General features: G+C 49.6%; 21 protein-coding genes, 1 pseudogene and 1 riboswitch. Of the genes and pseudogenes, 18 read left to right on the top strand and 4 right to left on the bottom strand.

What is annotated here, in order from left to right:
* Positions 1-228: 228 nt before the first annotated feature.
* From BCOA_RS33230 to BCOA_RS33220, 3 genes are read right to left on the bottom strand one after another with little or no spacing between them, the layout of a single operon-like run.
* Positions 229-627 carry a VOC family protein gene (locus BCOA_RS33230; RefSeq protein ID WP_014098313.1) on the bottom strand — a complete coding sequence of 133 codons (399 nt, stop codon included), beginning with the start codon at positions 625-627 and terminating at the stop codon, positions 229-231.
* Positions 611-1,396 carry a phosphosulfolactate synthase gene (locus tag BCOA_RS33225; protein ID WP_014098312.1) on the bottom strand — a complete coding sequence of 262 codons (786 nt, stop codon included), beginning with the start codon at positions 1,394-1,396 and terminating at the stop codon, positions 611-613. Before BCOA_RS33225 ends, BCOA_RS33230 begins: the two co-directional genes overlap by 17 nt.
* Positions 1,359-2,084: a 2-phosphosulfolactate phosphatase gene (locus BCOA_RS33220; RefSeq protein ID WP_014098311.1), complete on the bottom strand. Its 726-nt coding sequence runs from the start codon at positions 2,082-2,084 to the stop codon at positions 1,359-1,361. Before BCOA_RS33220 ends, BCOA_RS33225 begins: the two co-directional genes overlap by 38 nt.
* A gap of 173 nt (positions 2,085-2,257) precedes the next feature.
* Positions 2,258-2,358, top strand: a riboswitch (SAM riboswitch).
* Positions 2,359-2,478: 120 nt separating this feature from the next.
* Here BCOA_RS33220 and BCOA_RS33215 point away from each other — a divergent pair.
* The 15 genes and pseudogenes from BCOA_RS33215 (at position 2,479) to BCOA_RS33145 (ending at position 20,887) form a co-directional block, all read left to right on the top strand.
* Positions 2,479-4,335, top strand: a complete 1,857-nt coding sequence (locus BCOA_RS33215; protein WP_014098310.1) for an assimilatory sulfite reductase (NADPH) flavoprotein subunit — start codon at positions 2,479-2,481, stop codon at positions 4,333-4,335.
* A 17-nt stretch (positions 4,336-4,352) separates the two neighbouring features.
* The gene (gene cysI / locus BCOA_RS33210; protein ID WP_014098309.1) at positions 4,353-6,065 is read left to right on the top strand and encodes an assimilatory sulfite reductase (NADPH) hemoprotein subunit; all 1,713 of its coding nucleotides are present in this window, start codon (positions 4,353-4,355) and stop codon (positions 6,063-6,065) included.
* A gap of 197 nt (positions 6,066-6,262) precedes the next feature.
* Complete coding sequence (locus tag BCOA_RS33205) at positions 6,263-6,781, top strand: hypothetical protein (RefSeq protein ID WP_237682170.1); 519 nt, start codon at positions 6,263-6,265, stop codon at positions 6,779-6,781.
* Positions 6,782-6,830: 49 nt separating this feature from the next.
* The gene (locus tag BCOA_RS33200) at positions 6,831-7,574 is read left to right on the top strand and encodes a MerR family transcriptional regulator (RefSeq protein ID WP_014098307.1); all 744 of its coding nucleotides are present in this window, start codon (positions 6,831-6,833) and stop codon (positions 7,572-7,574) included.
* A gap of 126 nt (positions 7,575-7,700) precedes the next feature.
* Positions 7,701-9,080 carry a dipeptidase gene (locus BCOA_RS33195; protein ID WP_014098306.1) on the top strand — a complete coding sequence of 460 codons (1,380 nt, stop codon included), beginning with the start codon at positions 7,701-7,703 and terminating at the stop codon, positions 9,078-9,080.
* A gap of 64 nt (positions 9,081-9,144) precedes the next feature.
* Positions 9,145-10,131, top strand: a pseudogene (locus BCOA_RS33190) (DMT family transporter).
* Positions 10,132-10,290: 159 nt separating this feature from the next.
* Entirely contained in the window at positions 10,291-11,283 is a 993-nt protein-coding gene (locus BCOA_RS33185) for a thiamine pyrophosphate-dependent dehydrogenase E1 component subunit alpha (RefSeq protein ID WP_014098305.1), read from the top strand.
* Positions 11,284-11,308: 25 nt separating this feature from the next.
* Positions 11,309-12,337 (top strand): alpha-ketoacid dehydrogenase subunit beta, encoded by a 1,029-nt coding sequence (locus BCOA_RS33180; RefSeq protein ID WP_014098304.1) that lies wholly within the window; start codon positions 11,309-11,311, stop codon positions 12,335-12,337.
* Positions 12,338-12,363: 26 nt separating this feature from the next.
* Positions 12,364-13,575: a dihydrolipoamide acetyltransferase family protein gene (locus tag BCOA_RS33175; protein ID WP_014098303.1), complete on the top strand. Its 1,212-nt coding sequence runs from the start codon at positions 12,364-12,366 to the stop codon at positions 13,573-13,575.
* Positions 13,576-13,591: 16 nt separating this feature from the next.
* Entirely contained in the window at positions 13,592-14,971 is a 1,380-nt protein-coding gene (gene lpdA / locus BCOA_RS33170; protein ID WP_014098302.1) for a dihydrolipoyl dehydrogenase, read from the top strand.
* Positions 14,972-15,121: 150 nt separating this feature from the next.
* Positions 15,122-16,954 carry a sigma-54-dependent Fis family transcriptional regulator gene (locus tag BCOA_RS33165; RefSeq protein ID WP_014098301.1) on the top strand — a complete coding sequence of 611 codons (1,833 nt, stop codon included), beginning with the start codon at positions 15,122-15,124 and terminating at the stop codon, positions 16,952-16,954.
* Between the two features lie 60 nt (positions 16,955-17,014).
* On the top strand, positions 17,015-18,070 hold the full coding sequence (locus BCOA_RS33160; RefSeq protein WP_014098300.1) for a mechanosensitive ion channel family protein: 1,056 nt from the start codon (positions 17,015-17,017) through the stop codon (positions 18,068-18,070).
* A 132-nt stretch (positions 18,071-18,202) separates the two neighbouring features.
* On the top strand, positions 18,203-19,174 hold the full coding sequence (locus BCOA_RS33155) for an MBL fold metallo-hydrolase (RefSeq protein WP_014098299.1): 972 nt from the start codon (positions 18,203-18,205) through the stop codon (positions 19,172-19,174).
* Between the two features lie 247 nt (positions 19,175-19,421).
* Entirely contained in the window at positions 19,422-19,760 is a 339-nt protein-coding gene (locus tag BCOA_RS33150) for an SCP2 sterol-binding domain-containing protein (RefSeq protein WP_014098298.1), read from the top strand.
* A 221-nt stretch (positions 19,761-19,981) separates the two neighbouring features.
* Positions 19,982-20,887, top strand: a complete 906-nt coding sequence (locus tag BCOA_RS33145; RefSeq protein WP_014098297.1) for a R2-like ligand-binding oxidase — start codon at positions 19,982-19,984, stop codon at positions 20,885-20,887.
* 175 nt (positions 20,888-21,062) lie between these two features.
* Here BCOA_RS33145 and BCOA_RS33135 read toward each other — a convergent pair whose 3' ends face one another.
* Positions 21,063-21,629, bottom strand: a complete 567-nt coding sequence (locus BCOA_RS33135) for an O-acetyl-ADP-ribose deacetylase (protein WP_014098295.1) — start codon at positions 21,627-21,629, stop codon at positions 21,063-21,065.
* Positions 21,630-21,753: 124 nt separating this feature from the next.
* On the opposite strand from BCOA_RS33135, the gene BCOA_RS33130 reads away from it, so the two are divergent.
* From BCOA_RS33130 to BCOA_RS33120, 3 genes are all read left to right on the top strand, one after another.
* On the top strand, positions 21,754-21,933 hold the full coding sequence (locus BCOA_RS33130) for an H-type small acid-soluble spore protein (RefSeq protein WP_014098294.1): 180 nt from the start codon (positions 21,754-21,756) through the stop codon (positions 21,931-21,933).
* 100 nt (positions 21,934-22,033) lie between these two features.
* Positions 22,034-22,789, top strand: a complete 756-nt coding sequence (locus tag BCOA_RS33125; protein ID WP_026683418.1) for a 3-hydroxyacyl-CoA dehydrogenase — start codon at positions 22,034-22,036, stop codon at positions 22,787-22,789.
* Between the two features lie 250 nt (positions 22,790-23,039).
* Complete coding sequence (locus BCOA_RS33120; RefSeq protein WP_014098292.1) at positions 23,040-24,191, top strand: thiolase family protein; 1,152 nt, start codon at positions 23,040-23,042, stop codon at positions 24,189-24,191.
* The last annotated feature ends 36 nt before the right edge of the window (positions 24,192-24,227 follow it).

Genomic DNA, 24,227 nt, shown 5'->3' with positions numbered 1-24,227 from the left:
TCTGCGGTTTTTTTGCATGGTTTGCCTGTAATTTTTTGATGTGAAGCAGAAGGAAGGCTCACTGCAACTTCGTGAAGAACCCGGCGTAAAACATCAGCCGCCTTTTGCTGAGGCAGATTAGGAGTAGAGACCGCTGCACCCAGAGCATGCCTGGGAAGCCGATAAAATGTGGTCGCTTTCCAGGAAAAGCCGGCGCATGGCCTGGCCTTGAGCAATGAATGGGACTGGTTAATACACCATGCTTTCATCATGATAATATTTAAATTCGAGCAAGTTGTTAGAGGGGTCTTGGAGGAAAAATGTCCAATGTTCCTCTTGCTTGCCTCCAAACCGGACCATTTTATCCTGGAAAAATGGTAAATGGTTTTTCTTTGCCGATTGAAGGGTTTCCTCAAATGCTGCTTTATCCAAAAAAGTAATGCCGAAATGGCGGGGATACATTTTCGGGCTGGGATCTATTTTTTCAGGGCTCAGATGGCAGACAACCTGGTCCCCGAAAAAATTGAATGTGACCCGGTCATCATACCGGCGCGCTACCTTGCAGCCTAATTTTTCATAGAAATCGGCTGTTTCATCAAGATCTTTGCACGGAATCGCCAAATGAAAAATTTTATCTGTTTCTCTCATGGGAATCTCCTCCAATAAAAAAAGTATCTGATCGCAAACCAAGCCTTAATGTTTCAAGCGCAAGGGCATCCGAAAAAGGGATGTTGGCCAAATTGGCATCCGGACCGAGATGGTGGATAAAAAAAGCCTGGAGCTGCTTGTTGGGCGCTTCGAAAATCAAAGAATCGCGAGGAATCCCGGAGTCCAGGATGGCCGCAAACATCTCCTCCCGTATTTCCCCGTCCCCGTTGCAAATGCCGCTCGTGCCGCTTTCCCTTGCCTCTGTCATCACTTTATATGCGCCTGCTTCTAAATCTTGACTAATCGATTCCAGCCATAACGCGGGCGTATCGGCCATTGATTTGGCAGCATCTTTTGAGCCGACTTCACTTAACACTTTAAACTCCTTTGAAAACTCCGCAATATAGCGGCATTTTTCCGTATTGGACAGCGGCAGGGTGCCATTTGAGATTTCAACATATTCGCATTCAAACCGCCGGCAGTATTGAACGTACCGATCCGTTTTTCCCTGGCTGGCAAACTTTTCAAATAAAGTGCCGCCGAAAAAGAAGGCAATGCCGTTTTGCCTCAAGTGATCTATTTTTTCTTCCAAATGGCGTGAAACGACCGATGTCCCCCAGCCGAATTTGACGAAATCAATATAAGGGGCTGCACTGTTCATGGTATCTTTAAAAAAGTTCAGCGGAATGCCATTGTCAATTAAGATGGTGATTCCGCAATCCCGCGGTTTCTCATTGCGTAAAGGCAGTGTCAAACCATGGCCATTCATCTTCAACCCTCACGATCGTTGGAAATTCTCCTGTTGGATCCATTTTCATCACAAACCCGCAGTCTCTCTCTTTAATGCAAAATTCCAGGTCAGCCGGGTTAAATGCAGGCTGGCCGGGATCAAGAAATTTTTTTGCAACACTGGCATCTACAATCTCCTTGATCACTGATTCCGGCTTTATCGTGCCGGAGCCGGTGAGGATGCTTTCCATGTATAACGCGCATGCCAGGTCATCTTCCCCCGTCGGATGGGAAGCAATCATGTTGATGCGGGCGTTGTCTTTGTCTTTCCATTTGCGCCGGACCCATTTTGCCGTCGTTTTTGCATTCGAAAAGCCGGTAACATAGACTTCCTTTGCGTGAAGGGCGTGAAAAACTGCTTTTACCCCGTTTGTCGATGTTTGTACCAACGTTTTGCCGGCTAACGGCTGTTTGGCGATGGCGGCCGGTGAATGACCAAAATCAAATCCTGGGATCGGAAGGCCGTGCCTTTCGCCCGTGAGCAAAACATGCGGGTATTTGTTTTTGATACGAAAAGCCGTTTCTATTGAGTCAGCCAGCCATATTTCTTTTACGCCGCCCAAAAAGGCATGGTGGGCAACCGTAAACGCGCGGATTACATCGATCACAATATTGGCATCTCCATCTTCCGGCGTCATCTCATTCCCCTGGTAAATGCGGATATTCATCCATTCCCCCCTCATTCTGTGCAAAAGATACATAAAGTATATTGGGGGGACGCTTGATGCGGAACTTGCCACCCTTTTCCTTTTTTAAATGTCCCATCTGTTCAAAAAAGAATTGACTGTACCTGTATTTGATTGTATAATGTTTTCAATGATTTCTAAATAATGATTTGTGCTTCTTATCCAGAGAGGTGGAGGGAAAGGCCCTTTGAAGCCTCGGCAACAGGTTGAAAAACACTGTGCCAATTCCTGCAGACAATCGTCTGAAAGATAAGAGAAGTTGACCATTGTGCGCCGGCTCTTCTTATCTTTGTAAGGAGAGCTTTTTTCGAAGGCGCTTCTCATGGAAAGAAGCGGATTAAAATCCAAGTAAACTTCTATGTCTATTTGGATTAGGATGTCATACATAAATAAACAAATGAAAAGTGCATGCAAACATTGCGAGGTGGAAGATTTGCCGTTAAGTGTACAAAACAGCCCGTTTAGTAAAGAACAGGCGGAAAAGTTAAATGAACTGCTGCAACTATTAACGGATCAGCAAAAATTATGGCTAAGCGGATATTTAACCTATCCGTTTGCCGAACAAGGAACGAATCCCCCGGGAAGTACAGCTGTTGCTGAAAAACCGGTACAGACGGCAACCAAAACGGTTACGCTGCTGTTTGGTTCCGAGACAGGCAATGCCCAGGCGCTTGCCGAAGCATTCGCAGCCAGATTAAAAGAAATGCAGTTTGCCGTATCTTTTTCGGCACTCGATGCGGCCAAGCCGAAAGATTTAAAAAATGCAGGGTATCTGCTCATCATTACAAGCACACAAGGGGAAGGGGACCCGCCCGACAACGCATTGTCTTTCTATGAGCTGATCCACAGCAGAAAAGCCCCAAAACTGGACGGGGTCCCTTTTTCCGTTTTGGCGCTTGGGGACCAGACATATGAGTTTTTTTGCAAGGTCGGAAAAGAGATCGACAAGAGGCTGGAAGAGTTGGGCGGGGAAAGGCTCTATCCGCGGGTGGATTGTGATGTGGATTATGAAGAGGACGCCCGCGAATGGTTTGAAGGGGTTGCAGGCGTGCTCCGGGCATCTGCCTTGCCGGCTTCAACCGCTGCGGATGCCACCCGGCCTGCAAACACCGATTATTCCAAATCCAACCCGTTCCAGGCGGAAGTGTTGGAAAATATCAACTTGAACTGGGAAGGGTCCAATAAAAAAACGCACCATATCGAACTATCCCTTGAAGGGTCCGGTTTTACATTTGAACCGGGGGACAGCATCGGGATTTACCCGGAAAATGATCCGAAACTCGTGGAACGGCTGATCGAAAAGCTCGGCTGGGATCCGGAAGAACCAGTTCCGGTCAATAAAAAAGGGGAAGTGCTGCCGGCCAGGGAAGCATTACTCAGACATTATGAAATTACGAGATTAACAAAACCGCTGCTTCAGCAGGCAGCCGTGCTTTTCGGAAACAAAGCGCTTACGGCTTTGCTTGAAAATGAAGCGGAGGCAAAGGCGTACCTTGAAGGGCGGGGCCTGCTCGATCTTGTCGAGGAATATCCGCCGGAAAAAGTGGAAGTGCAAGCTTTCGTACAAATGCTCCGGAAAATGCCGCCGCGGCTTTATTCGATCGCAAGCAGCTGGAAAGCGAACCCCGATGAAGTCCATCTTGTCATTGCACTGGACTGCTATACAGCAAACGGAAGGGTGCGCGAAGGGGTTTGCTCCGGGCAAATCGCAGGCAGGATAAAACCGGGAGACAAGCTGCCGGTTTATGTCCACCGCAATCCGAATTTCAAACTTCCGGCTGACCCGGATGTGCCGGTGATCATGATCGGGCCGGGAACAGGCGTGGCGCCGTTCCGTTCTTTCCTGGAAGAAAGGGAAGCGGAAGGGATCACCGGACGAACATGGCTGTTTTACGGGGACCAGCATTTTGCGACGGATTTTCTGTATCAGCTTGACTGGCAAAACTGGCTGAAAAATGGCGTGCTCGAACGGATGGATGTGGCTTTTTCGCGCGACCAGGCAGAAAAAATATACGTCCAGCACCGGATGCTTGAAAAAAGCAAAGATTTTTATGCATGGCTTGAAAAAGGCGCCTGTGTGTATGTGTGCGGCGATGAAAAGCAGATGGCCCGCGACGTCCAGGAAACGCTGCTTGAAATTCTTGAAACAGAAGGCAATATGGCGAGGGAAGAGGCAGAGGATTATTTACAGGAAATGCGACGGGCAAAACGATACCAGCGTGATGTGTATTAACAGAGAGGGGCAGGAAGATGGCTGATAAAAAACTTGATCCGCTTGAAACGATAAAAGAAAAAAGCCGGTTTTTAAGAGGGACGATTGCGGAAGGGCTCAAAGATCCACTGACCGGCGCGATATCCGAAGACGATAATAAACTGTTGAAATTTCATGGCAGCTACCAGCAGGACGACCGCGATATCCGCAACGATCGGCGCAAAAAGAAACTGGAGCCGGCTTACCAGTTTATGGTGCGTGTCCGCATTCCGGGCGGTGTTGCGACCCCGGAACAGTGGCTTGTGATGGATGAACTGGCGCAAAAATACGGGAACGGAACGCTGCGTATGACAACCCGGCAGACATTCCAGATGCATGGCATTTTAAAATGGAATTTAAAGCAGGCCATCCGGGAAATGAACGATGCGCTCATGACGACGCTTGCCGCGTGCGGGGATGTGAACCGGAACGTCATGTGCAACCCGAACCCGTACCAGTCGGATGTGCATGCCGAGGTGTATGAATGGGCGAAAAAAACGAGCGACCACTTGTTGCCGCGGACTTCCGCGTATCATGAAATCTGGCTGGAAGATGAAAAAATCATTGATACAAAAGAGCAGGAAGAGGCAGAGCCGCTGTACGGGCCAACGTATTTGCCGCGGAAGTTTAAAATCGGGTTTGCTGTGCCGCCTTCCAATGATGTCGATATTTTTTCACAGGATTTAGGGTTTATCGCCATTTTGAATGAAGGGAAGCTTGAAGGGTTTAATGTCGCGGTTGGCGGCGGGATGGGCATGACCCACGGCGATCCGAAAACATATCCGCAGCTTGCCCGGATCATCGGTTTTTGCACGCCGAACCAGGTGATTGAAGTGGCGGAAAAAGTGGTGTCGATCCAGCGCGACTACGGCAACCGCGCGAACCGGAAAAATGCGCGTTTCAAGTACACCATTGACGCGCGGGGGCTTGAATGGATCAAGGCGGAACTGAATGAACGGCTCGGCTGGGATCTCGGGGAGGCCCACCCGTTCCATTTTGACCATAACGGCGACCGTTACGGCTGGATCAAAGGCGATGGCAAATGGCATTTGACGTTATTTGTCCAAAGCGGCAGGATCAAAGATTTTGACGGCTATCCTTTGATGACCGGGCTGCGCGAAATTGCAAAAATCCATCAGGGCGAGTTCCGCCTGACCCCGAATCAGAATGTCATTATTTCCAATGTCACCGACGAAATGAAAGGAAAGATCGGCGAGCTGGTTGAAAAATACCATCTGACGGACGGCAAGCATGCTTCCGCCCTCAGAAGAAACTCGATGTCCTGTGTCGCATTCCCGACTTGCGGCCTTGCGATGGCGGAAGCAGAACGGTACTTGCCGGAACTGCTCGGAAAAATCGAAGAGATTTTGGATGAAGCGGGGTTGCGCGAAGAAGAAATCGTCATCCGGATGTCAGGCTGCCCGAACGGCTGCTCAAGGCCGGCGCTTGCGGAAATGGCTTTTATCGGGAAAGGCCCCGGAAAATACAATTTGTATTTGGGCGGCAGCTTCACTGGCGACAGGCTCGCTTGCCTTTATAAGGAAAATATCGGGGAAGAAGAGATCCTCGCTTCCCTGCGCCCGATTCTTTTGCAATATGCAAAAGAACGGCAGGAAGGCGAACATTTCGGGGATTTCGTCATCCGCGTCGGAATTGTAGAAGCGATCCGTGACGGACGTGATTTTCATAAACCGGCAGCGGTGAATAAATAATTTTACAAACTGTGCCTAGAAGGATTTTATTCTCCGGGCACAGTTTTTTGTTTCTTTACAAAAGCTTCCAATTGGGACATACTGTTTAGCAGAATACCTCATAAAGGATGGTTGCCATGCTGGGAAAAAATTTAAAAACATATATCGAAAACCAAAAGGATACTATAATAATATTATGTAAACAAGAAATAGCGTATTTGGAGCGCTATAAGGATTTTTTCAAAGATGCTGTCAGGGAAAAAGAAATTGTTGAAAAAGAGGGTACCGCCCGTTTTGCCGATGCATCTATTGAACGGTGCAGCAAGGAAGCCGATGAGACCCTTGCGGTGGAAACGGCGGCGTTTTTAAATGAACCTGTCATCTATTTGAAAAAGCATAGGAAAGAATATGTTTACATCGTGTCAGACTGGTTTGGCATCATCGGCGTCGACGGGATTGCCCTTGAGCTGGATGATGTCTTCGGCCATTACAATTGCATGCTCGGGCTCAAAGTGCAGAAGAAATACGGGCCGGCGATTCAAACGGGATTGTCTGAACTGCTCGAAGGAGACGGGAAGGGGGAAATCCTTTTTGATGGCAATGAAGGCATCTGGGATGTGAACTTTCCGTTGAACGATGTGCCCGGTTTCAGGGAAGAGATGCCACTCATGGAAGCTTTCGTGAAAATGTACGAAGTGCTGTTTGCCTTGCAGGAAAAACTCGAAAAAATGTCTTGACCCTCACGCTGCGTCACCCCTTACAGTAAAGAAGAAAGGGGGCTGCATGATGAGAATTAAAGAAGTTGCAGAGCTCGCCGGGGTAAGCATCCGGACATTGCGCCACTATGACGAAATCGGGCTACTTAAACCGGCCGAAGTTTCACCGTCCGGCTACAGGCACTATTCGGAAGAAAACTTGAAAACGCTCCAGCAAATCTTATTTTTCAAGGAATTGGGCTTCCCTTTGCAAAAGATCAAGGAAATCATGGAAAGCCCTTCGTTTGACAGGCTCGGGGCGCTCGAGCTGCAGCGCCATTTGCTGATTGAAAAACAGAATCGGCTCGGGAACATGATTGCCTTGATCGAAAAAACAATCCAATCGGAGAAAGAGGGAATGAAAATGTCCAGTGAAGAAAAATTTGCCGGTTTCCGCTTTGACAGCAATCCGTATGCGCGTGAGGCACGCGAAAAATGGGGGGATCAGGCAGTAGATGCAGCGGAAGCGAAAATGGCGAGACTTGACGGAGATGAAAAATTGGCTTTGGCTGATGAGATGAACGAAATTTACCGTGAACTTGCTGCCATCCGCCACAAGGACCCGCGCGCACAAGAAGCGCAAACAGCGATCCGGAAATGGTTTGATTTTTTAAACCGCCATTTCGGAGATTATACGCCGGAAGCCTTTAAAGGGCTTGGCCAAATGTATATAGAAGACAGACGATTTACAAAAAACATTGATCAATTTGGCACAGGGCTTGCGGCGTTTATGGCCGCAGCCATGGCGGAATTTGCGAATCAAACGCATAAATAAAAAATGCAGGAGCTGCCAAAAGGGGGCTCCTGCTTTCTTTTTTTCATTTGCCACCTTGCAAATGAATTGGAAAAATAATGAAACTTGTCTTACAATAAAGAGAAAGCATGACGAGGAGGTATAGGCATGTCACAAACGTATCAGCAATATTTAAAGGAACACCATGAACAGCACTTAGAAGAACTGTTTGATTTTCTCCAAATCCCGAGTATCAGTTCCCTATCCGAACATCAACCAGATGTCAGAAAAGCAGCGGAATGGCTGAAAGCAGAGCTTGGGAAAACAGGCCTCGAACATACCGCAGTGATGGAAACGAAAGGCAACCCGGTTGTATACGGTGACTGGCTTCACGCAGACGGGAAGCCGACCGTCCTGATTTACGGGCATTACGACGTCCAGCCGGTTGATCCGCTGAACCTCTGGAAAAGCGATCCGTTTAAACCGGAGATCCGCGATGGCAAAATTTTTGCCCGCGGCGTGAGTGATGATAAAGGACAGGTGTTTATGCATATCAAAGCGATCGAAGCATTGATGGAAACGGAAGGGGAACTGCCTGTCAATATCAAAGTGCTGTTTGAAGGAGAAGAGGAAATCGGCAGCCCGCATCTCGCACCATTTGTAGAAGCACATAAGGAACTTTTAAAAGCGGATTTGATCGTCGTTTCCGATACCGGCATGCCGGAGTTGGGAAAACCGACGATCTGCTACGGGCTGCGTGGCTTATGCGGCCTTGAAATCCATGTAAAAGGCGCATCAAGCGACCTTCATTCCGGCGAATATGGCGGCGGGGTGCAAAATGCTGCCACTGCGCTGGTTGAATTGCTGGCGTCCTTCCACGACCAGGACGGCAGGGTTTTGGTGGAAGGCTTCTATGACAAAGTGGAAGCAAGCACGCCGGAAGAAAAAGAAGCGTTCGCAAAACAGGCGGCAGATGAAGGCCAAATACAGGCGCAGCTTGGCGTACCGGCATTGTTCGGGGAAAAAGGCTACTCGTACGCGGAAAGAACATCCGTCCGGCCGACGCTTGAGATCAACGGCTTACAAAGCGGTTTCACCGGAGAAGGCCTGAAAACCGTTTTGCCGTCTGAAGCCTTTGCGAAAGTGACCTGCCGCCTTGTGCCAAACCAGGACCCGTACGAAATTTTGTCGTTAGTGAAAAAACATATTGAAGCCCATGCCCCAAAAGGCGTAACCGTTTCTGTAACCGAATTTGACAAAGGTTACCCGTATGTCACGCCGCGCAGCCATCCTGCCATCCAACTTTGCGGAAAAGCGTATGAAAAAGTGTACGGCGTGCCGGTTACCTATACAAGGGGCGGCGGGTCGATTCCGATTGTTGCAGAATTTGACCGCATTTTAAACATACCGGTCGTGCTGATGGGGTTTGCCCTTTCGTCGGAAAATGCCCATGCGCCGAACGAGCATTTCCATCTTGAAAATTTTGATAAAGGCATCCAGACCATTTGCACGTATTGGAACGAGCTCAAAACATTGCCGCTTTCATAAGATAAGGAGGAATGCCCCGTATGCGGGTTTTCATTTCCAAAACGCTATAAAAAGGATGTGGGAGATGTTGCGTCCGGTCTTATTAGGGGTATGTGCCGCCTTCTTTTTCGCGGTGACATTTGTTTTAAACCGGTCGATGGAACTGTCGGGCGGCAGCTGGATTTGGAGCGCCTCCCTCCGGTACATTTTGATGGTTCCGTTTTTGCTTGTGATCGTGCTTGTCAGGAAAAATTTTCAAGCCTTATGGGCGGAAATGAAAAAGCATCCGGCCAGGTGGTTATTGTGGAGCTTTACCGGTTTTGTTCTTTTTTATGCGCCGTTATGTTTTTCGGCAGCCTATGCACCCGGATGGCTCGTGGCCGGCACCTGGCAGATCACGATTTTATCCGGTTCACTGCTTGCCCCGTTCTTTTTTAAAACGGTGGAGACGACGGAGGGCCTGATGAAAATCCGGGAACCCATCCCGTTCCGCGGATTGCGCTGGTCGCTTGTGATTTTGCTCGGCGTTTTGATGATGCAGCTTGAGCAGGCCGGCCGGATTAGCTTCCGGGAAATGATGCTAGGTGTCCTTCCCGTCATTGTGGCGACTTTTGCTTATCCTTTGGGCAACCGGAAAATGATGGAATTGTGCGAAGGCCGGCTCGATACATTCTAGCGTGTGCTCGGCATGACACTTGCCAGCCTGCCCTTTTGGTTTATTCTGTCATTGTACGGTTTAAAGGCGTCCGGCCCGCCGTCCGGAAACCAAATCGTGCAATCAGGCGTGGTTGCGGTCTTTTCCGGGGTGATTGCCACGGTATTGTTTTTCCGGGCAACCGATCTTGTCCGCGGCGACATGCAAAAATTATCGCTTGTGGAAGCGACCCAGTCATTGGAAGTGCTGTTTGCGCTGTTCGGGGAGATGGCCATTTTACCGGTTGCGGCGCCATCGCTGTTGTCCTGGTTCGGCATCATCACAGTTGCAGCCGGTATGGTGCTGCACAGCCTGATGTCACGAAAACCCGTTGCACCGGCTGCATGGAAAATGAAAAAGTCAGAAATCAGCGGATAAGAAAATATGGGAAAAAATGAGACAAAATGAGACAGCTGTCCCGGTTTGTCTCATTTTTTTATGTGCCGGGCAGACGAAGCAGGATGAAAGCGGGGTTTTCAGTTGGCACGCTTTTTGCTTGTTTACCAAGTGAAAGACGACGATAAGGAGGATGGATAAATGGAGACAGTAAAAGCGGGCGAACTGCAGTTAACGAAGGAAAAAGCGCAGTGGATGTTGCAAAAAATGTTTGAAATCCGCAAGTTTGAAGACAAAGTGCATGAAGTGTTTGCGACCGGCATTTTACCGGGCTTCGTCCACTTATATGCCGGTGAGGAAGCGGTTGCAGTCGGCGTTTGCGCCCATCTGAACGATCAGGATATGATCACAAGCACACACCGCGGCCACGGCCACTGTATCGCGAAAGGCTGCGATTTAAAAGGGATGATGGCGGAAATCTACGGGAAAGCGACAGGTCTGTGCAAAGGAAAAGGCGGTTCCATGCATATTGCCGACCTCGACAAAGGCATGCTCGGTGCAAACGGGATTGTCGGCGGCGGGTTCCCGCTGGCATGCGGCGCAGCATTGACGGCGAAAGTTAAAAAGACGAGTAATGTAAGCGTTTGCTTCTTTGGGGACGGCGCGAATAACCACGGTACGTTTCACGAAGGCATCAACTTGGCAGCCGTATGGAAGCTTCCGGTCATTTTTGTGGCGGAAAATAACGGCTATGGGGAAGCGACGCCATTCCATTATGCGTCAAGCTGTAAAACGATTGCCGACCGTGCCGTTGCCTACGACATTCCGGGTGTTCGTGTCGACGGGAAAGATATCGTCGCCGTGTACCAGGCGGCAAAAGAAGCGGTGGAACGCGCCCGCAACGGGGAAGGCCCGTCGCTGATTGAATGCGTGACGTACCGAAACTACGGGCATTTTGAAGGGGATGCCCAAACTTATAAAGCAGAAGCAGAAAAGGCGAAACAGCTGAATGAAAAAGATGCGATCGTCCAATTTAAAAAATTTGTGCTTGAACAAAACTTGTTCAGCGAAGCAGACATCAACAGCCTGGAACAAAAAGTGGAACAGGAGATCGAAGAAGCTGTGAAATTCAGCGAAGAAAGCCCGTATCCGGACCCTTCCGAACTTTTGAAAGATGTCTATGTATCCTACTAATCTATGAAAAAAGGAGGCCTTTCCAATGGGAAGACAAATTTCTTTTTCGCAGGCCATTAACGAAGCGATGAAACTGGCGATGAGAAGAGATGAAAATGTAATTTTGATGGGGGAAGATGTTGCCGGCGGTGCGGAAGTTGATCACCTGCAGGATGAAGAAGCATGGGGTGGCGTGCTTGGCGTGACGAAAGGCCTTGTCCAGGAATTCGGCCGCGGGCGGATTTTGGATACGCCGATTACGGAAGCGGGCTATATGGGGGCTGCGATGGCTGCTGCTTCAACAGGATTGCGGCCGATTGCAGAGCTCATGTTCAACGATTTTATCGGCAGCTGTCTGGACGAAGTGCTCAACCAGGGCGCGAAATTCCGGTACATGTTCGGCGGCAAGGCGCAAGTGCCGGTGACGGTCCGGACGATGCACGGCGCCGGTTTCCGGGCGGCGGCCCAGCACTCGCAAAGCCTGTATGCGCTGTTTACGTCGATACCGGGCTTAAAAGTCGTCGTGCCGTCAACGCCATATGATGCGAAAGGGCTGCTTTTGGCTGCGATCGAAGACAATGACCCGGTTATCTTTTTTGAAGATAAAACGCTTTACAACATAAAAGGGGAAGTGCCCGAAGATTACTATACGATTCCGCTCGGTAAGGCGGACAGGAAACGTGAAGGAAGCGACATCACCATTGTTGCAGTTGGCAAACAGGTGCAGACGGCGCTTGAAGCGGCAGAACGGCTTGCCAAAGACGGCATCGAAGCGGAAGTGATTGACCCGCGCAGTTTATCGCCGCTTGATGAAGGGACGATTCTCCAGTCGGTCGCAAAAACAAACCGGCTCATTGTGGTCGATGAAGCGAACCCGCGGTGCAATGTGGCAACCGATATTGCGGCACTTGTTGCCGATAAAGGGTTTGATGATCTGGATGCCCCGATCAAACGGATCACGGCACCGCACACGCCGGTTCCGTTCTCGCCGCCGCTTGAAGATTTGTATTTGCCGTCCGCCGGGAAAATTGTGCAGGCGGTATCAGAGCTGTTGGGGGAACCGGTCGGGCAATAACAGACAGATAGAAAGGAGTGGTTGGCATGCCGGTTGAAGTTATTATGCCCAAACTTGGGATGGCGATGAAAGAAGGAACCGTTTCACAGTGGAATAAAACAGAAGGAGAAGCCGTTAAAAAAGGCGACCCGATCGCTAGCATCAGTTCGGAAAAAATAGAGATGGAAATCGAGTCCCCTGCGGACGGCAATGTATTAAAAATCAATGTGCCGGAAGGAAAGGGCGTACCGCCGGGAACGGTGATTTGCTATATTGGAAACCCGGATGAAGAAGTGGCGGCAACAGCAGCCCCGGTGCAGGAAGAAAAAGGACAAAAAGAAGAAATAAAGGCGGCCCGTCCCGCACCGCTCCCGAAAAAACCGGGGAAAGTGCGCGTGAAAATTTCCCCGGTCGCGCGGAAAATGGCGGAAGCAGCAGGCATCAAACCGGAAGATATAAAAGGGACCGGGCCAGGGGGCAGGATTACAAAAGAAGATGTGGAACAGGCAATTGCGTCAAAGAAAGAAAGCCGCAAACAGGACAGCCTCATCCAGGCGCCGGCAGGAAAAGAACCGAAGCACACACCGGTATCCGGCATGCGCAAAGTGATCGCAGAACGCATGCATGCCAGCCTGCAATCGGCTGCACAGCTGACGATCACGATGAAAGCGGATGTCACGGAACTATTGGCGCTAAAAACGCAAGTGAAAGAGACAATCACAAAACGGTACGACAGCAAACTGACGATCACGGATTTTATAGCAAGAGCTGCCATCCTTGCCCTCGAAAACCATCCGGAAATGAACAGTGCGTTTATGGATAACACAATTGTCACTTACCCGGAAATCCATTTGGGCATCGCAACGGCGGTTGAAAAAGGGCTGATTGTCCCGGTCATCCGCAACGCCGACAGCAAATCGCTGATCGACTTGGCAAAAGAAATCAAAGAAAAAACAGCGGCAGCAAGATCCGGAAAACTGCCGGCAGATGAGATGCAAGGATCCACTTTTACCATTTCAAGCCTGGGTGCAAGCGGCGTCGAATTTTTTACGCCCATTTTGAACCCGCCGGAAGCCGGAATATTGGGTGTCGGTGTCGTTTCGGATGAAGCTGTTTTTATCGGGGACAAAATTGAAAAACGGAGCCGGCTGCCGCTCAGCCTGACGTTTGACCACCGCGTGCTCGACGGGGCGCCGGCAGCGGCCTTCCTGCAAACGGTCAAGCAATATTTGGAAGAACCGGTTACGATGCTTTTGTAGGAAAGAAGGGATCAGGATGGAAACCATCGGGATTTTAGGCGGCGGGCCTGCGGGCTACGTCGCTGCCATTACAGCAGCACAGCAGGGTGCGGATGTCATTTTATTTGAACAGGCGACACTCGGCGGCACATGCTTAAATGAAGGGTGCATGCCGACCAAGACACTTTTGGAAAGTGCAGGGCGCTACCGGGACATTCGGGAAGCGGACAAATTCGGGATCCGGGTGAACAAGGAAGCGGTGTCCATTGACTGGCCTGCCCTGCTTGAAAGGAAAAATGCGATCGTTTCCCGGCTTGTACAGGGCATTCAATACTTAATGAAGAAAAACAAAATCAAAATCGTGCAGGGAAAAGCGGCATTCCAGTCACCCCATGTTGTTCTTGCAGAAACAGCAAACGGCACGGTTGAAATAAAAGCGGACCAGTTCATCATCGCAACAGGGTCTGAACCGAGTTCCCTCCCGTTTGCGCCGTTTGATGGCAACTGGATCATCGACAGCACGCAGGCCATGTCTCTTCCCGGCCTGCCTCCATCGCTCGTGATTGTCGGCGGTGGGGTAATCGGTTGCGAGTTTGCGAGCATTTACAGCCGGCTTGGGACAAAAGTGTCGATCATAGAGATGGCCCCACATATTTTGCCGGGGGAAGATGCAGATATCGCGAATATTTTAAAAGAGCAGCTTGAAAAAGACGGGGTGGACATTTATACATCTGCTGCCGTAAAAAAACTGGACCGTGATAAGAAATGCGCGCTGATTGAGCAGGAAGGGGAAACGCGCGAGATTTACGGGGAATACGTGCTTGTTTCAATCGGCCGGAAACCGTCTGTCAACGGGATCGGCCTCGAAAATGCCGGGGTGGCGTATGAAAAATCGGGCATAAAAGTCAATGAAAAGATGCAGACGAACATCCCCCATATTTATGCCTGCGGCGATTGTATTGGCGGCATCCAACTTGCACATGTCGCTTTTCATGAAGGAAAAGTGGCGGCGCTCAATGCATGCGGAATGGAGGCAAGTGCGGATTACAAAGCCGTTCCCCGCTGCATTTATACGTTTCCGGAAATTGCCGGCACCGGCCTCACCGAAAAGCAGGCGAAAGAAATGTACGGCGCTGTTCGGATCGGCGAATTTCCGTTTTCGGCAAACGGAAAAGCGATGATCAGCGGGGAACAGGTTGGGAAAGTGAAAGTCATCATCGAGCCGGAATACGAAGAGGTGGTCGGCTTGTCCATTTGCGGCCCGCATGCAACAGAACTGGTCGGGCAGGGGGTATTGATGCTGAACGGGGAAATGACGGCTGATCTGCTTGAGCGCTTGATTGCCGCTCATCCGACCGTCTCAGAAGCCATCCATGAAGCCGTTTTAAATGCACAGGGGCATCCGGTGCACGTATAATCATTCCCGGCAGTCTCTCAGACTGCCGGGAATATTCATAAGCCCTGTCTACATATTGAAAACGCTTTCCGTATTCGATTATAATAGAAAAGAACATCACGACTTTCTTCCTGATGCGCAATTTTCTATGATGAGTCGGAGGGATGAAAGATGGCTGTATGTTATTGGAATACGTGGAAAAAGTTTGTGCAGGAAGGGACATTGGATCCCGAGAGAATCAACAACCGAATCGCTGAATCGTGGTACCGCTGTAAAAAACGGGATGTGAACCCGTATTTGCGGAAAGGGCAGCATATCCTGCCTGTTGAAAAACTATTGGCACACCGGGAAAGGCATAAAGATTTTTTAAATATTGCCGAACGCCATGTGAAAAAGATGGAGCCTGTGTTTCAGGAAGCCGGCATGATGGCGCTCCTGATTGATCCTTGCGGGCATGTGCTGTCCGTATCAGGAAACCGGAAAACCATTTTTGAAGCGCAAAAAATTAATTTTGTCGAAGGGGTTTGCTGGACGGAAGAGCGGGTCGGCACGAATGCGATCGGCACTACGCTTGAGACAGGGGAAGCCGTGATGGTGAACGGCCCTGAGCATTTTTCGGTTGCCTCCCACCAGTGGAGCTGTGCAGCCGCGCCGGTTTACGACAGCCAAAGGAATCTTGTTGGCGTCATGGACTTAACATGTCCATATACCGAATCCCACCCTTTCATGCTCGCCATGGTTTCATCGCTGGCTTATACAGTAGAGCAGGAAATCGTACGCATGGCAAAAAGCCGGCATGAACGTTTCATCCAAAAAGCTGTTGAACTTTCGGACCAGTACGGGGACCGGTTACTCGTCATTACGGATGAAGAAGGAAAAGCCGTTGCGGCAAGCCGGCCGCTTCGGAAGAAAATGCCGGATTATTTTGGTAGAACGATTGAAGAAATGACCTCCCAAACGGATACCATTGTGAACCAATCCATTCCATTGCCTTCCAGCCGGGAAAAAATCGGCACCTGTTTCTTTTTGTCTGAAAATAAAAATCTTTCCGGCACCCTTCTTCAAAAAGAAAAGTTCGTCTTCCGTGGCGTCACCGGTATAAGTAGAAGTTTTCAGGAAACGTTGCGCAAAGCCCGGATTGCTTCCCTTTCCGATACCACTTGTTTTATCACGGGTGAGACCGGAACTGGAAAGGAGCTGGTCGCACGAGCCATCCATGAAAACAGCAGCCGGAAAAACGGCCCGTTTATTGCCGTCAATTGCGGGGCTGTGCCGAAAGAATTAATGGAAAGCGAGTTTTTCGGTTATGCCGACGGGGCTTTTACCGGCGCAAAACGGGGTGGCCATAAAGGAAAATTCGAGCAGGCCCATGGCGGCACCTTATTTCTTGACGAAGTGGCCGAGCTGCCGTCTGCCATGCAAACGGCGTTGCTCCGCGTCCTGCAGGAAAGAAAAGTCGTGCCGGTCGGTTCTGCAAAAGAAGTAAGTGTGGACGTCCGGATTATTGCCGCGACCCACAAGGATTTACCGAAGCTCGTCAAAGAAGGGAAGTTCCGTGAAGATTTGTTTTACCGCCTGTATGTTTTTCCCGTCCGCCTTCCTGCTTTGCGCGAAAGAAAAGAAGACTTGCCTGCTTTGATTCAGTATATCAGCAGAAAGAAAAATCAAGACGTCGAAATCCCGCCGGCGGTTATGAAGAAAATGCAGGATTATCATTGGCCCGGCAATATCCGTGAACTGATGAATGTGATTGAAAACGTCCGACTGCTTGCTGTGGCCGGTGAAGAAGAAGCGGAACGGTATGTGGACGAATATGTTTCCGGAGAGACCGGGCTTAACGGCATGGAAAAACAGGTCACGACGCTGAACCCGCGGGAAGCGATTGAGCGCGATATGATACTGGAAGCTTTGAAACATACGAAAGGAAATGCGGCGGCAGCGGCGAAAATGCTGGATATTCCGCGCAGCACATTTTACAGAAAACTGCGGAAATACGGCTTGTAACGATTGAATGCCCGGTTTCAGGGTATAGAAAAAATATCATCTTGGAACCGGGTGGTTATGTTGTTGGATACAGTATGGAAAGAATTCTCGGACATTCATCTTTTTCGTTTTGCGCTTGATACGGTCGTTTTGCTTGTTGCCGGCAAGCTGTTGAAGTGGACGGTATCCGTGCTTGCAAAAAGGAACCGCCGGCTGCAAAAAACGGTCGAGCCAGCGGTTTATTCAATTACAAACTGGGCTTGTTTATACGGTGTACTTTTGATCTTCCTGTTTGATTTCTCCGATAACAGGTGGTTGTTTTACCCGCTTTATTCCAAAGGCGGGCTCGATGTCACGCCGTTTTTGCTGATTGTTGCTTTAATGATTGTCACGCTCGCGCACAGGCTTGTGAAGCTTCTGACAAAATATGTGCTTTCAACCGTTTATGACCATTATCACGTTGACCGAGGACTCGGGTATACGTTTAACCGCCTCATTTATTATACCGTCATGATTGCTGCACTTTGTATCAGCTTTACAACGGTCGGCCTTGACCTGTCTGCACTTGGGGCGGTTTTAAGCGTAATCGGGATCGGGCTCGGCTTTGGCATGCGCAACATCGCGGCAAACTTCGTATCCGGGATCATCATTTTATTTGAACGCCCGATTGAAGTCGGTGAAACGGTTGAAATCAATGAGGAAACCGGCAGAGTGGAGAAAATCAATCTCCGCTCTACAACGGTCCGGCTCGATAAAAGCGGTACGCTGATTGTTCCAAATCAATATTTTATTGAACAGGTCATTAAAAACCGGACGACGGAAAAGCCTTCTGCTTCTATTCAGGTCAGCGTCAGTTCCGAAATGGATACAAAAAAGGTGGAAAAGCTATTGCACGAGGCTTTTGAAACAGTAAAAGAAGCAGATCATGGTCTCGCACCGGATACGATAGCGTCTGTAAAGTTGATCCGGTTGCGGAACCATAGCTTTGATTTTCTTGTAGAGATCCCGCTTTTGCCGGGCAACCAGAAAGATGAGATTGAAAATGAAATGCGCCATGTGATCGTCCGGCTGTTCCGCGAAAACGGCATTGAATTTGCAAAAGAACCGATCGAACAGGTGATTTTGCGGGACAGTTGAGCCCAGCCCAAAAAGGCAGGTACTTATGGCACCATCTGCCTGATTGGCGGCATCATGCATACGATTAAAAAAAGTGAAAAAGTTTGCCCCAGTTCCTCCGAAAAGTTATGCTTATGGTAGGAGGGGATGGATTTGGCAAGTTTTACAGAGAAAAAGGATTCATGCGACTTCACGAAAGTGGCGGAAAATGTATGGAAACTGGTCGTCCGTTTTCCATTCGGCATGCGGGAGGTCAATTGCTATCTTTTTAAAGGAAAAAAAGGGTACACGATTGTGGATACCGGGGACTTCCATGAAACGGCGAAGGAAACATGGAACAAAGTGCTGGCATCGGTTTTTCCCATTGAAAAAATTGTGCTGACACATTCGCATCCCGACCATCTCGGGCTTGCGAAATGGCTGAAAGAAAAATACAGTGTACCTGTTTTCATGTCCGATTTAAGCTTTCAGACCATGCAGGAAACAAAGGCCCGTTTTGCCGTTTCACATGATAAATACGAAGCGGTTTTGCAAAAGCATGGCGGGCCGACTTTGCCGAAACGGAATTTTGCACGGGAGATCCCGAAATATGATTTTGAACCGGACGGCCTTTTTAAAAATGGCGAACAGGTTCTGCTCGGTGATGATCCTTACGAAGCGATCCGGACGCCTGGCCATGCGCCGGACCATTTTTGTTTTTACAATCGCAAAAAGCAAATTCTGGTGCTCGGAGACCATGTGTTAAAAGACTTGTCCCCCATTGTTGCCGCCTGGTCTGAGAACGACAAAAACCCGCTTGGGGATTATTTTGATTCGCTTGACCGGATTAAAGACCTGCCTGTCAAAGTGGCGCTTCCGGGGCACGGCGGGCTAATTGAGGATGTAAAGGCGCGGGCGGAGAGCATCCGGATGCGCCATGAGCATAGACTCAAGCAAATTGTCATGTCGCTTCAAGAAGGAGAGAAAACAGCGGCGCAAATCTGCCGGGATACTTATGGGGATATGGCAATAAAGCAATTTTTCGCTCCGTTTATGGCAACAATTACAAGATGTCTTTATCTGGAATTTGCCGGAAAAATATCGAGCCGACTGGTGAATGGACAAATTTTATATTTTTTGCCCTGATCAGCTCGCATCTGCTTCAGCTTAAGAGGCAGATGATTTTTTTGCGCCGAAGGAAAAGACGTGCAGCCGGTAAACCAAAAACCGGTTGTTCAAGTTTGCGCAGAAGGTATGGCTTTAGACGGGCGATAAATATAGGGCAAGCAGAAAACCGGGCTTCCGATTTCCCTACATATATAGGAATTGGCCTTGAAAGGTTCGGAATATATAATTAGTTGTGAAAGCCACTTTTACAACAAGGAGGAACCGCATGGAAACCGTTGACGAAATTTTTCAAACAATTGATGCTGCCTTAAAGAAAGATCCTTCCCGGTCACAAGGAATGAACGCGGTATACCAGTTTAATTTAAGTGGGGAAGAAGAAGGGACTTACCATGTCGTTATGCGTCCGGAAGGCAGTTACGCTGGGGCGGGGGAAGCGGAGGATCCGAATTGTACGCTCTCCATGTCATCCGCTGACTTTAAAAAACTGGTGCAAGGCAAAATGAACGGCACGACGGCTTTTTTAACCGGCAAACTCCGGCTGAAAGGGGATATGGGGCTGGCTTTGCGGTTGCAGGACGTTTTGTCAGCATATAACGCTTCCTGATGGAAACAAAAGAAGCGAAAGCCCTTTACAACACCGCTCCTGGGATCCGTTTTGAAAAAGGGAAACCCTGGTGTGGCAAGGGATTCCCGCTCGCTTGGGTGTGCCGGCACAGAAGTTGACCGGATTTTTTGGCGGAAGCTGATAAACCGAGCACCATGCCTGCCGGTTAGAGGCACGACAGGACCGTTCCGGCATGGCGCACCTGACAAGGAGATGAAAAGATGGCGCATGAACGTTTTCAAACCGTTGAGGGTCAAATCAACTGGAATGACCCGATGTATAAGCTTTATGAAAAAGCAAAGCGGAACGGCGGGTGGAATCCGGCTGACATTGATTTCAGCCAAGACCGGGAAGATTTTCTCCAATTAAGGGAGGAAGAGAGGATAGCATCGTTACCGCTTATTTCCTCTTTTTCAGCCGGGGAAGAAGCGGTTACGCTCGATATTTTGCCGATGCTCCATGCGATGGCAAGACAGGGCCGGCTTGAAGACACGATGTTTTTGACTACCTTTTTGCACGATGAAGCCAAACATACGGAAATGTTTTCGCGCTGGCAGCAGGCAGTGGGCGTCGGCGATCTTGATTTATCGGCCTACCATAATGACAGCTACAAGCGGATTTTTTACGAAGCGCTGCCCGAAGCAATGGAGCGCCTGTATACAGACGATTCGCCTGAAGCGGTCATCCGTGCGGCGACGGTTTACAATATGATTGTGGAAGGCGTGCTTGCGGAATCCGGTTATTATTCGTTCAGGCAGATTTATAAAAAAGCCGGCTTGTTCCCGGGCATTTTACAGGGCATTGATTATTTAAATATGGATGAAGGCAGGCATATCCAGTTTGGCATTTATACGATACAGCGGCTTGTAGTTGGAAATGAGGAAAGGTTTAAATTGTTCCATGACTATATGGATGAGTTGTGGATGCATGCTTACGGCGTTGTCGAATACCTTGTCGGACTGGCGGTTTTACAACGGGAACAGTCAAATTTTGAATCGCAGATTGTATTCGAGCCGGATATAATGCGGCAATACGCTGTTAAACAGTTTCATATTCGAAAAAGCAAGATCGACCGGGCCAGAAAATACAAGAACCTTTCCGAATTGGAAGCTGCTGCAGATTCCTAAAACAGAAGACCCCGGGCCCGGGGATCCAGCGGGAGGACAAAGTAAGTTTCCCGGTGAAGCGGCATGGATGTGGAAAAACGGCGGCAGCTGCGAAACATCTGTAAAAATGTCTCTGCTTCCCGGTTTTCCAGCACGTACCGGCCCGGGCAAAAAAGCCGGCATGCTGTGCGAAACCTCAATTTACCAGGATTGTCACTTTATTGCCCGATTTTTCGCTATCATATGAAATGCTTTTCCATTCTGTTGCTGCTTTTTCGTACGCTTGTTTTGTCCGCTCGTCAAAACACACCATCCACACTTCCTGCACCGAGTCGGAAGTTTCAAGGAATGTACAAATGGTGCGGACAGCGATCCGGGCAGCCGCATCCAGCGGGAAATGGTATACACCGGTGCTGATGGAAGGAAAAGCAACCGTTCGCAGTCCTTTCGATTCAGCGAGGCGCAGGCTGTTTTGGTAACTGTTTTCCAATAATTCGGCTTCATGATGGCCGCCTCCCTGCCAGACGGGGCCGGGCGTATGAATGACGTATTTTGCCGGCAGCCGGTATCCTTTCGTCATTTTTGCTTCGCCGGTCGGGCATCCGTTCAATTTCCGGCATTCCTCAAGGAGCTCGGGCCCTGCTGCTCTATGGATGGCCCCGTCCACACCACCGCCGCCGAGCAGTGTTGTATTCGCCGCATTTACGATGGCATCCGTTTTGACTTTTGTAATATCGCCAAGTACGATTTTAAAAGACTTCATCTCCATCATCTCCGTTTCTGTTCTTTGTTTTATTTTAACAGGAAGGGGTGGATGTTTAAATACCGGTATAGTTTCACACTCCCCTATCCATACTTTAATTGTAAAAAGAAACGGAGGTTTTGGTATGGATGCAAGACGTGCGCAGGAAATTATGAATGTGCCAGAAATGGTGACGGTCACTTTGAACGGGGAAAGGATTTACATCGAGCATGTTGACCGGCAGGAAGAAACAGCAACGGTGCATACCCTTGATCATCCGGATAAAAAGATGAGCGTTCCCGTCAACCTTTTGCTGGAACATTAAAACCGCTTTTTGAGCGGTTTTTTTTCGGTTGACAGTGAAAATACAAACATTTAGAATTTTAGATACGGAACAGATCTTCATGGGAGAGGGGTTTAGTCAAATGAATCTGGAAAACAGCACAGCCATTGTAACCGGCGGGGCATCAGGGCTCGGGGAAGCAACGGTAAGGAAATTGGTGGAAACGGGCGCGAAGGCGGTTGTTTTTGACCTTCAACAGGAAAAAGGAGCAAAATTGGAGCAGGAACTAAAAGGGCGGGTTCGTTTTTTCAAAACGGATGTAACGGATGAGAAAAGTGTTCAAGATGCGCTAGAACAAATTGAAAGCGTTAACATACTGGTAAATTGTGCCGGCATCGGAGCGGCGAAAAAAACATACGGCAAAAGCGGCGTACATGATCTTGCCTCTTTTCGGAAAGTGATTGAGGTGAATCTGATTGGCACGTTTAATGTGATCCGGCTTACCGCTGAAAAAATGGCACAGAACAGCCCGAACGAAGAAGGGGAAAGAGGAGTGATCATTAATACAGCCTCGGTTGCCGCTTTTGAAGGGCAGATCGGGCAGGCAGCCTACAGCGCGTCAAAAGGCGGCATTGTCGGGATGACGCTTCCGGTTGCCAGGGATCTTGCCAGCCTTGGCATTCGTGTTGTCACGATTGCACCGGGTGTATTTGAAACGCCGCTTTTCGCTTCTTTGCCAGAAAAAGCAAGGGATGCGCTTGGCAAGATGACACCGTTTCCTCCCCGTCTCGGACGGCCGGCAGAGTATGCGCAGCTTGTCCAAAGTATTGTCTTGAATCCGATGCTGAACGGGGAAACGATCCGACTTGACGGTGCGATCCGGATGCAGCCGAAGTAATGTGAAGCTGATGATGGAAAAATCCGCCTGGCAGGCAGGCACGGGAAACATCTCAAAATCGCACGCGCAAGGCGGATTGGGCCGGTTGCTTAACGGGTCGATAAAAACAGTCCGGGCCGGGCACCATTTTCAAAAAAGTCCCGTGCAAATGCGAGACTAAGACAGGAAATACGGGTTTACAAGCGGAATCGCAGTTTAAAAACGCAGGGTATAAGATGAATGGAAAATTTTTATGGTGAGGGGAATGCGGATGCGGGAAGCGGTCATTATAGAAGCGGTTCGGACACCCGTTGGAAAGCGGAATGGATTATTAAGCGGGATCCGGGCAGAAGAGCTGGCGGCGAAAGTTTTACAGGAAGTGGTCAAACGGGCGGGGATATCTCCGGATATGGTGGAAGATGTGATCATGGGCTGTGTTTCCCAGGTCGGGGAACAGGCGTCTGATATTGCGCGGCAGGCAACGTTGATCGCAGGATTTCCGATTGAAGTGCCCGGCGTTACCATTGACCGCCAGTGCGGATCCAGTCAGCAGGCGGTGCATTTTGCAGCTCAGGCGGTTCTCTCCGGCGATATGGATGTGGTGATTGCAGGCGGGGTTGAGAGCATGTCGCGCGTTCCGATCGGCTCCAACAGGAACGGCGCCGCATTCAGCAAGTTGCTCACTGCAAAATACAACATGATCCATCAGGGGCTGTCCGCAGACTTGATTGCGGAAAAGTGGGGCATTAGCCGTGAAAAGATGGACCACTATGCGCTTGAAAGCCACAGGCGTGCATTGCAGGCGCAAAAAGAAGGGCGTTTTGACAGGGAGATCATGCCGGTTGAAGCGGAACAGCCTGATGGCAAGACCGTGACAGTTGTGAAAGATGAAGGCCCGCGTTCAGATACATCGATTCAGAAATTGTCCGCGCTGAAACCGGCTTTTCAGGAAGACGGGCGTATCACGGCAGGTAATGCGAGCCAGATTAGCGACGGGGCAGCTGCCGTTTTAATCATGTCCCGCACAAAAGCAGAGGCACTTGGCCTGAAGCCGCGGTTCCGAATTCTCGCCCGGACCGTTGTTGGGTCTGATCCGACACTGATGCTGACAGGGGTGATCCCGGCTACGGAAAAAGTGTTATGTCAGGCGGGGCTTTCGATTGATGATATCGATGTATTTGAAGTGAACGAGGCATTTGCTTCCGTACCGCTTGCATGGCTTTTAGAAACCGGCGCCAGTCCGGAAAAACTGAACCCGAACGGCGGTGCGATTGCGCTTGGCCATCCGCTTGGCGCAAGCGGGGCGCGGCTCATGACAACGCTAATACACGAACTGGAACGAACAAACGGTCGTTACGGCTTGCAAACGATGTGCGAAGGTTACGGTATGGCAAACGCGACGATCATTGAAAGATTGGATTAAAAAACATGTTGTTTCCGGCTGGGGAAAGGAGCGTAT

Origin of the sequence: Heyndrickxia coagulans 36D1, from assembly GCF_000169195.2 — a bacterium.
Lineage (GTDB): Bacteria > Bacillota > Bacilli > Bacillales > Bacillaceae_C > Weizmannia > Weizmannia faecalis.
The sequence above is the reverse complement of the archived record's forward strand: the minus strand, read 5'-3'. Positions and strand labels throughout refer to the sequence as shown.

Bases quoted from the DNA above. Each gene is read 5' to 3' on its own strand.
- BCOA_RS33120 (WP_014098292.1), top strand. From the start codon at position 23,040: ATGCGGGAAGCGGTCATTATAGAAGCGGTTCGGACACCCGTTGGAAAG.
- BCOA_RS33130 (WP_014098294.1), top strand. From the start codon at position 21,754: ATGGATGCAAGACGTGCGCAGGAAATTATGAATGTGCCAGAAATGGTG.
- BCOA_RS33220 (WP_014098311.1), bottom strand. From the start codon at position 2,084: ATGAATATCCGCATTTACCAGGGGAATGAGATGACGCCGGAAGATGGA.
- BCOA_RS33230 (WP_014098313.1), bottom strand. From the start codon at position 627: ATGAGAGAAACAGATAAAATTTTTCATTTGGCGATTCCGTGCAAAGAT.
- BCOA_RS33180 (WP_014098304.1), top strand. From the start codon at position 11,309: ATGGGAAGACAAATTTCTTTTTCGCAGGCCATTAACGAAGCGATGAAA.
- BCOA_RS33195 (WP_014098306.1), top strand. From the start codon at position 7,701: ATGTCACAAACGTATCAGCAATATTTAAAGGAACACCATGAACAGCAC.
- BCOA_RS33150 (WP_014098298.1), top strand. From the start codon at position 19,422: ATGGAAACCGTTGACGAAATTTTTCAAACAATTGATGCTGCCTTAAAG.
- BCOA_RS33135 (WP_014098295.1), bottom strand. From the start codon at position 21,629: ATGAAGTCTTTTAAAATCGTACTTGGCGATATTACAAAAGTCAAAACG.
- BCOA_RS33215 (WP_014098310.1), top strand. From the start codon at position 2,479: ATGTCATACATAAATAAACAAATGAAAAGTGCATGCAAACATTGCGAG.
- BCOA_RS33200 (WP_014098307.1), top strand. From the start codon at position 6,831: ATGAGAATTAAAGAAGTTGCAGAGCTCGCCGGGGTAAGCATCCGGACA.
- BCOA_RS33165 (WP_014098301.1), top strand. From the start codon at position 15,122: ATGGCTGTATGTTATTGGAATACGTGGAAAAAGTTTGTGCAGGAAGGG.
- BCOA_RS33185 (WP_014098305.1), top strand. From the start codon at position 10,291: ATGGAGACAGTAAAAGCGGGCGAACTGCAGTTAACGAAGGAAAAAGCG.
- cysI (WP_014098309.1), top strand. From the start codon at position 4,353: ATGGCTGATAAAAAACTTGATCCGCTTGAAACGATAAAAGAAAAAAGC.
- BCOA_RS33175 (WP_014098303.1), top strand. From the start codon at position 12,364: ATGCCGGTTGAAGTTATTATGCCCAAACTTGGGATGGCGATGAAAGAA.
- BCOA_RS33145 (WP_014098297.1), top strand. From the start codon at position 19,982: ATGGCGCATGAACGTTTTCAAACCGTTGAGGGTCAAATCAACTGGAAT.
- lpdA (WP_014098302.1), top strand. From the start codon at position 13,592: ATGGAAACCATCGGGATTTTAGGCGGCGGGCCTGCGGGCTACGTCGCT.
- BCOA_RS33225 (WP_014098312.1), bottom strand. From the start codon at position 1,396: ATGAATGGCCATGGTTTGACACTGCCTTTACGCAATGAGAAACCGCGG.
- BCOA_RS33125 (WP_026683418.1), top strand. From the start codon at position 22,034: ATGAATCTGGAAAACAGCACAGCCATTGTAACCGGCGGGGCATCAGGG.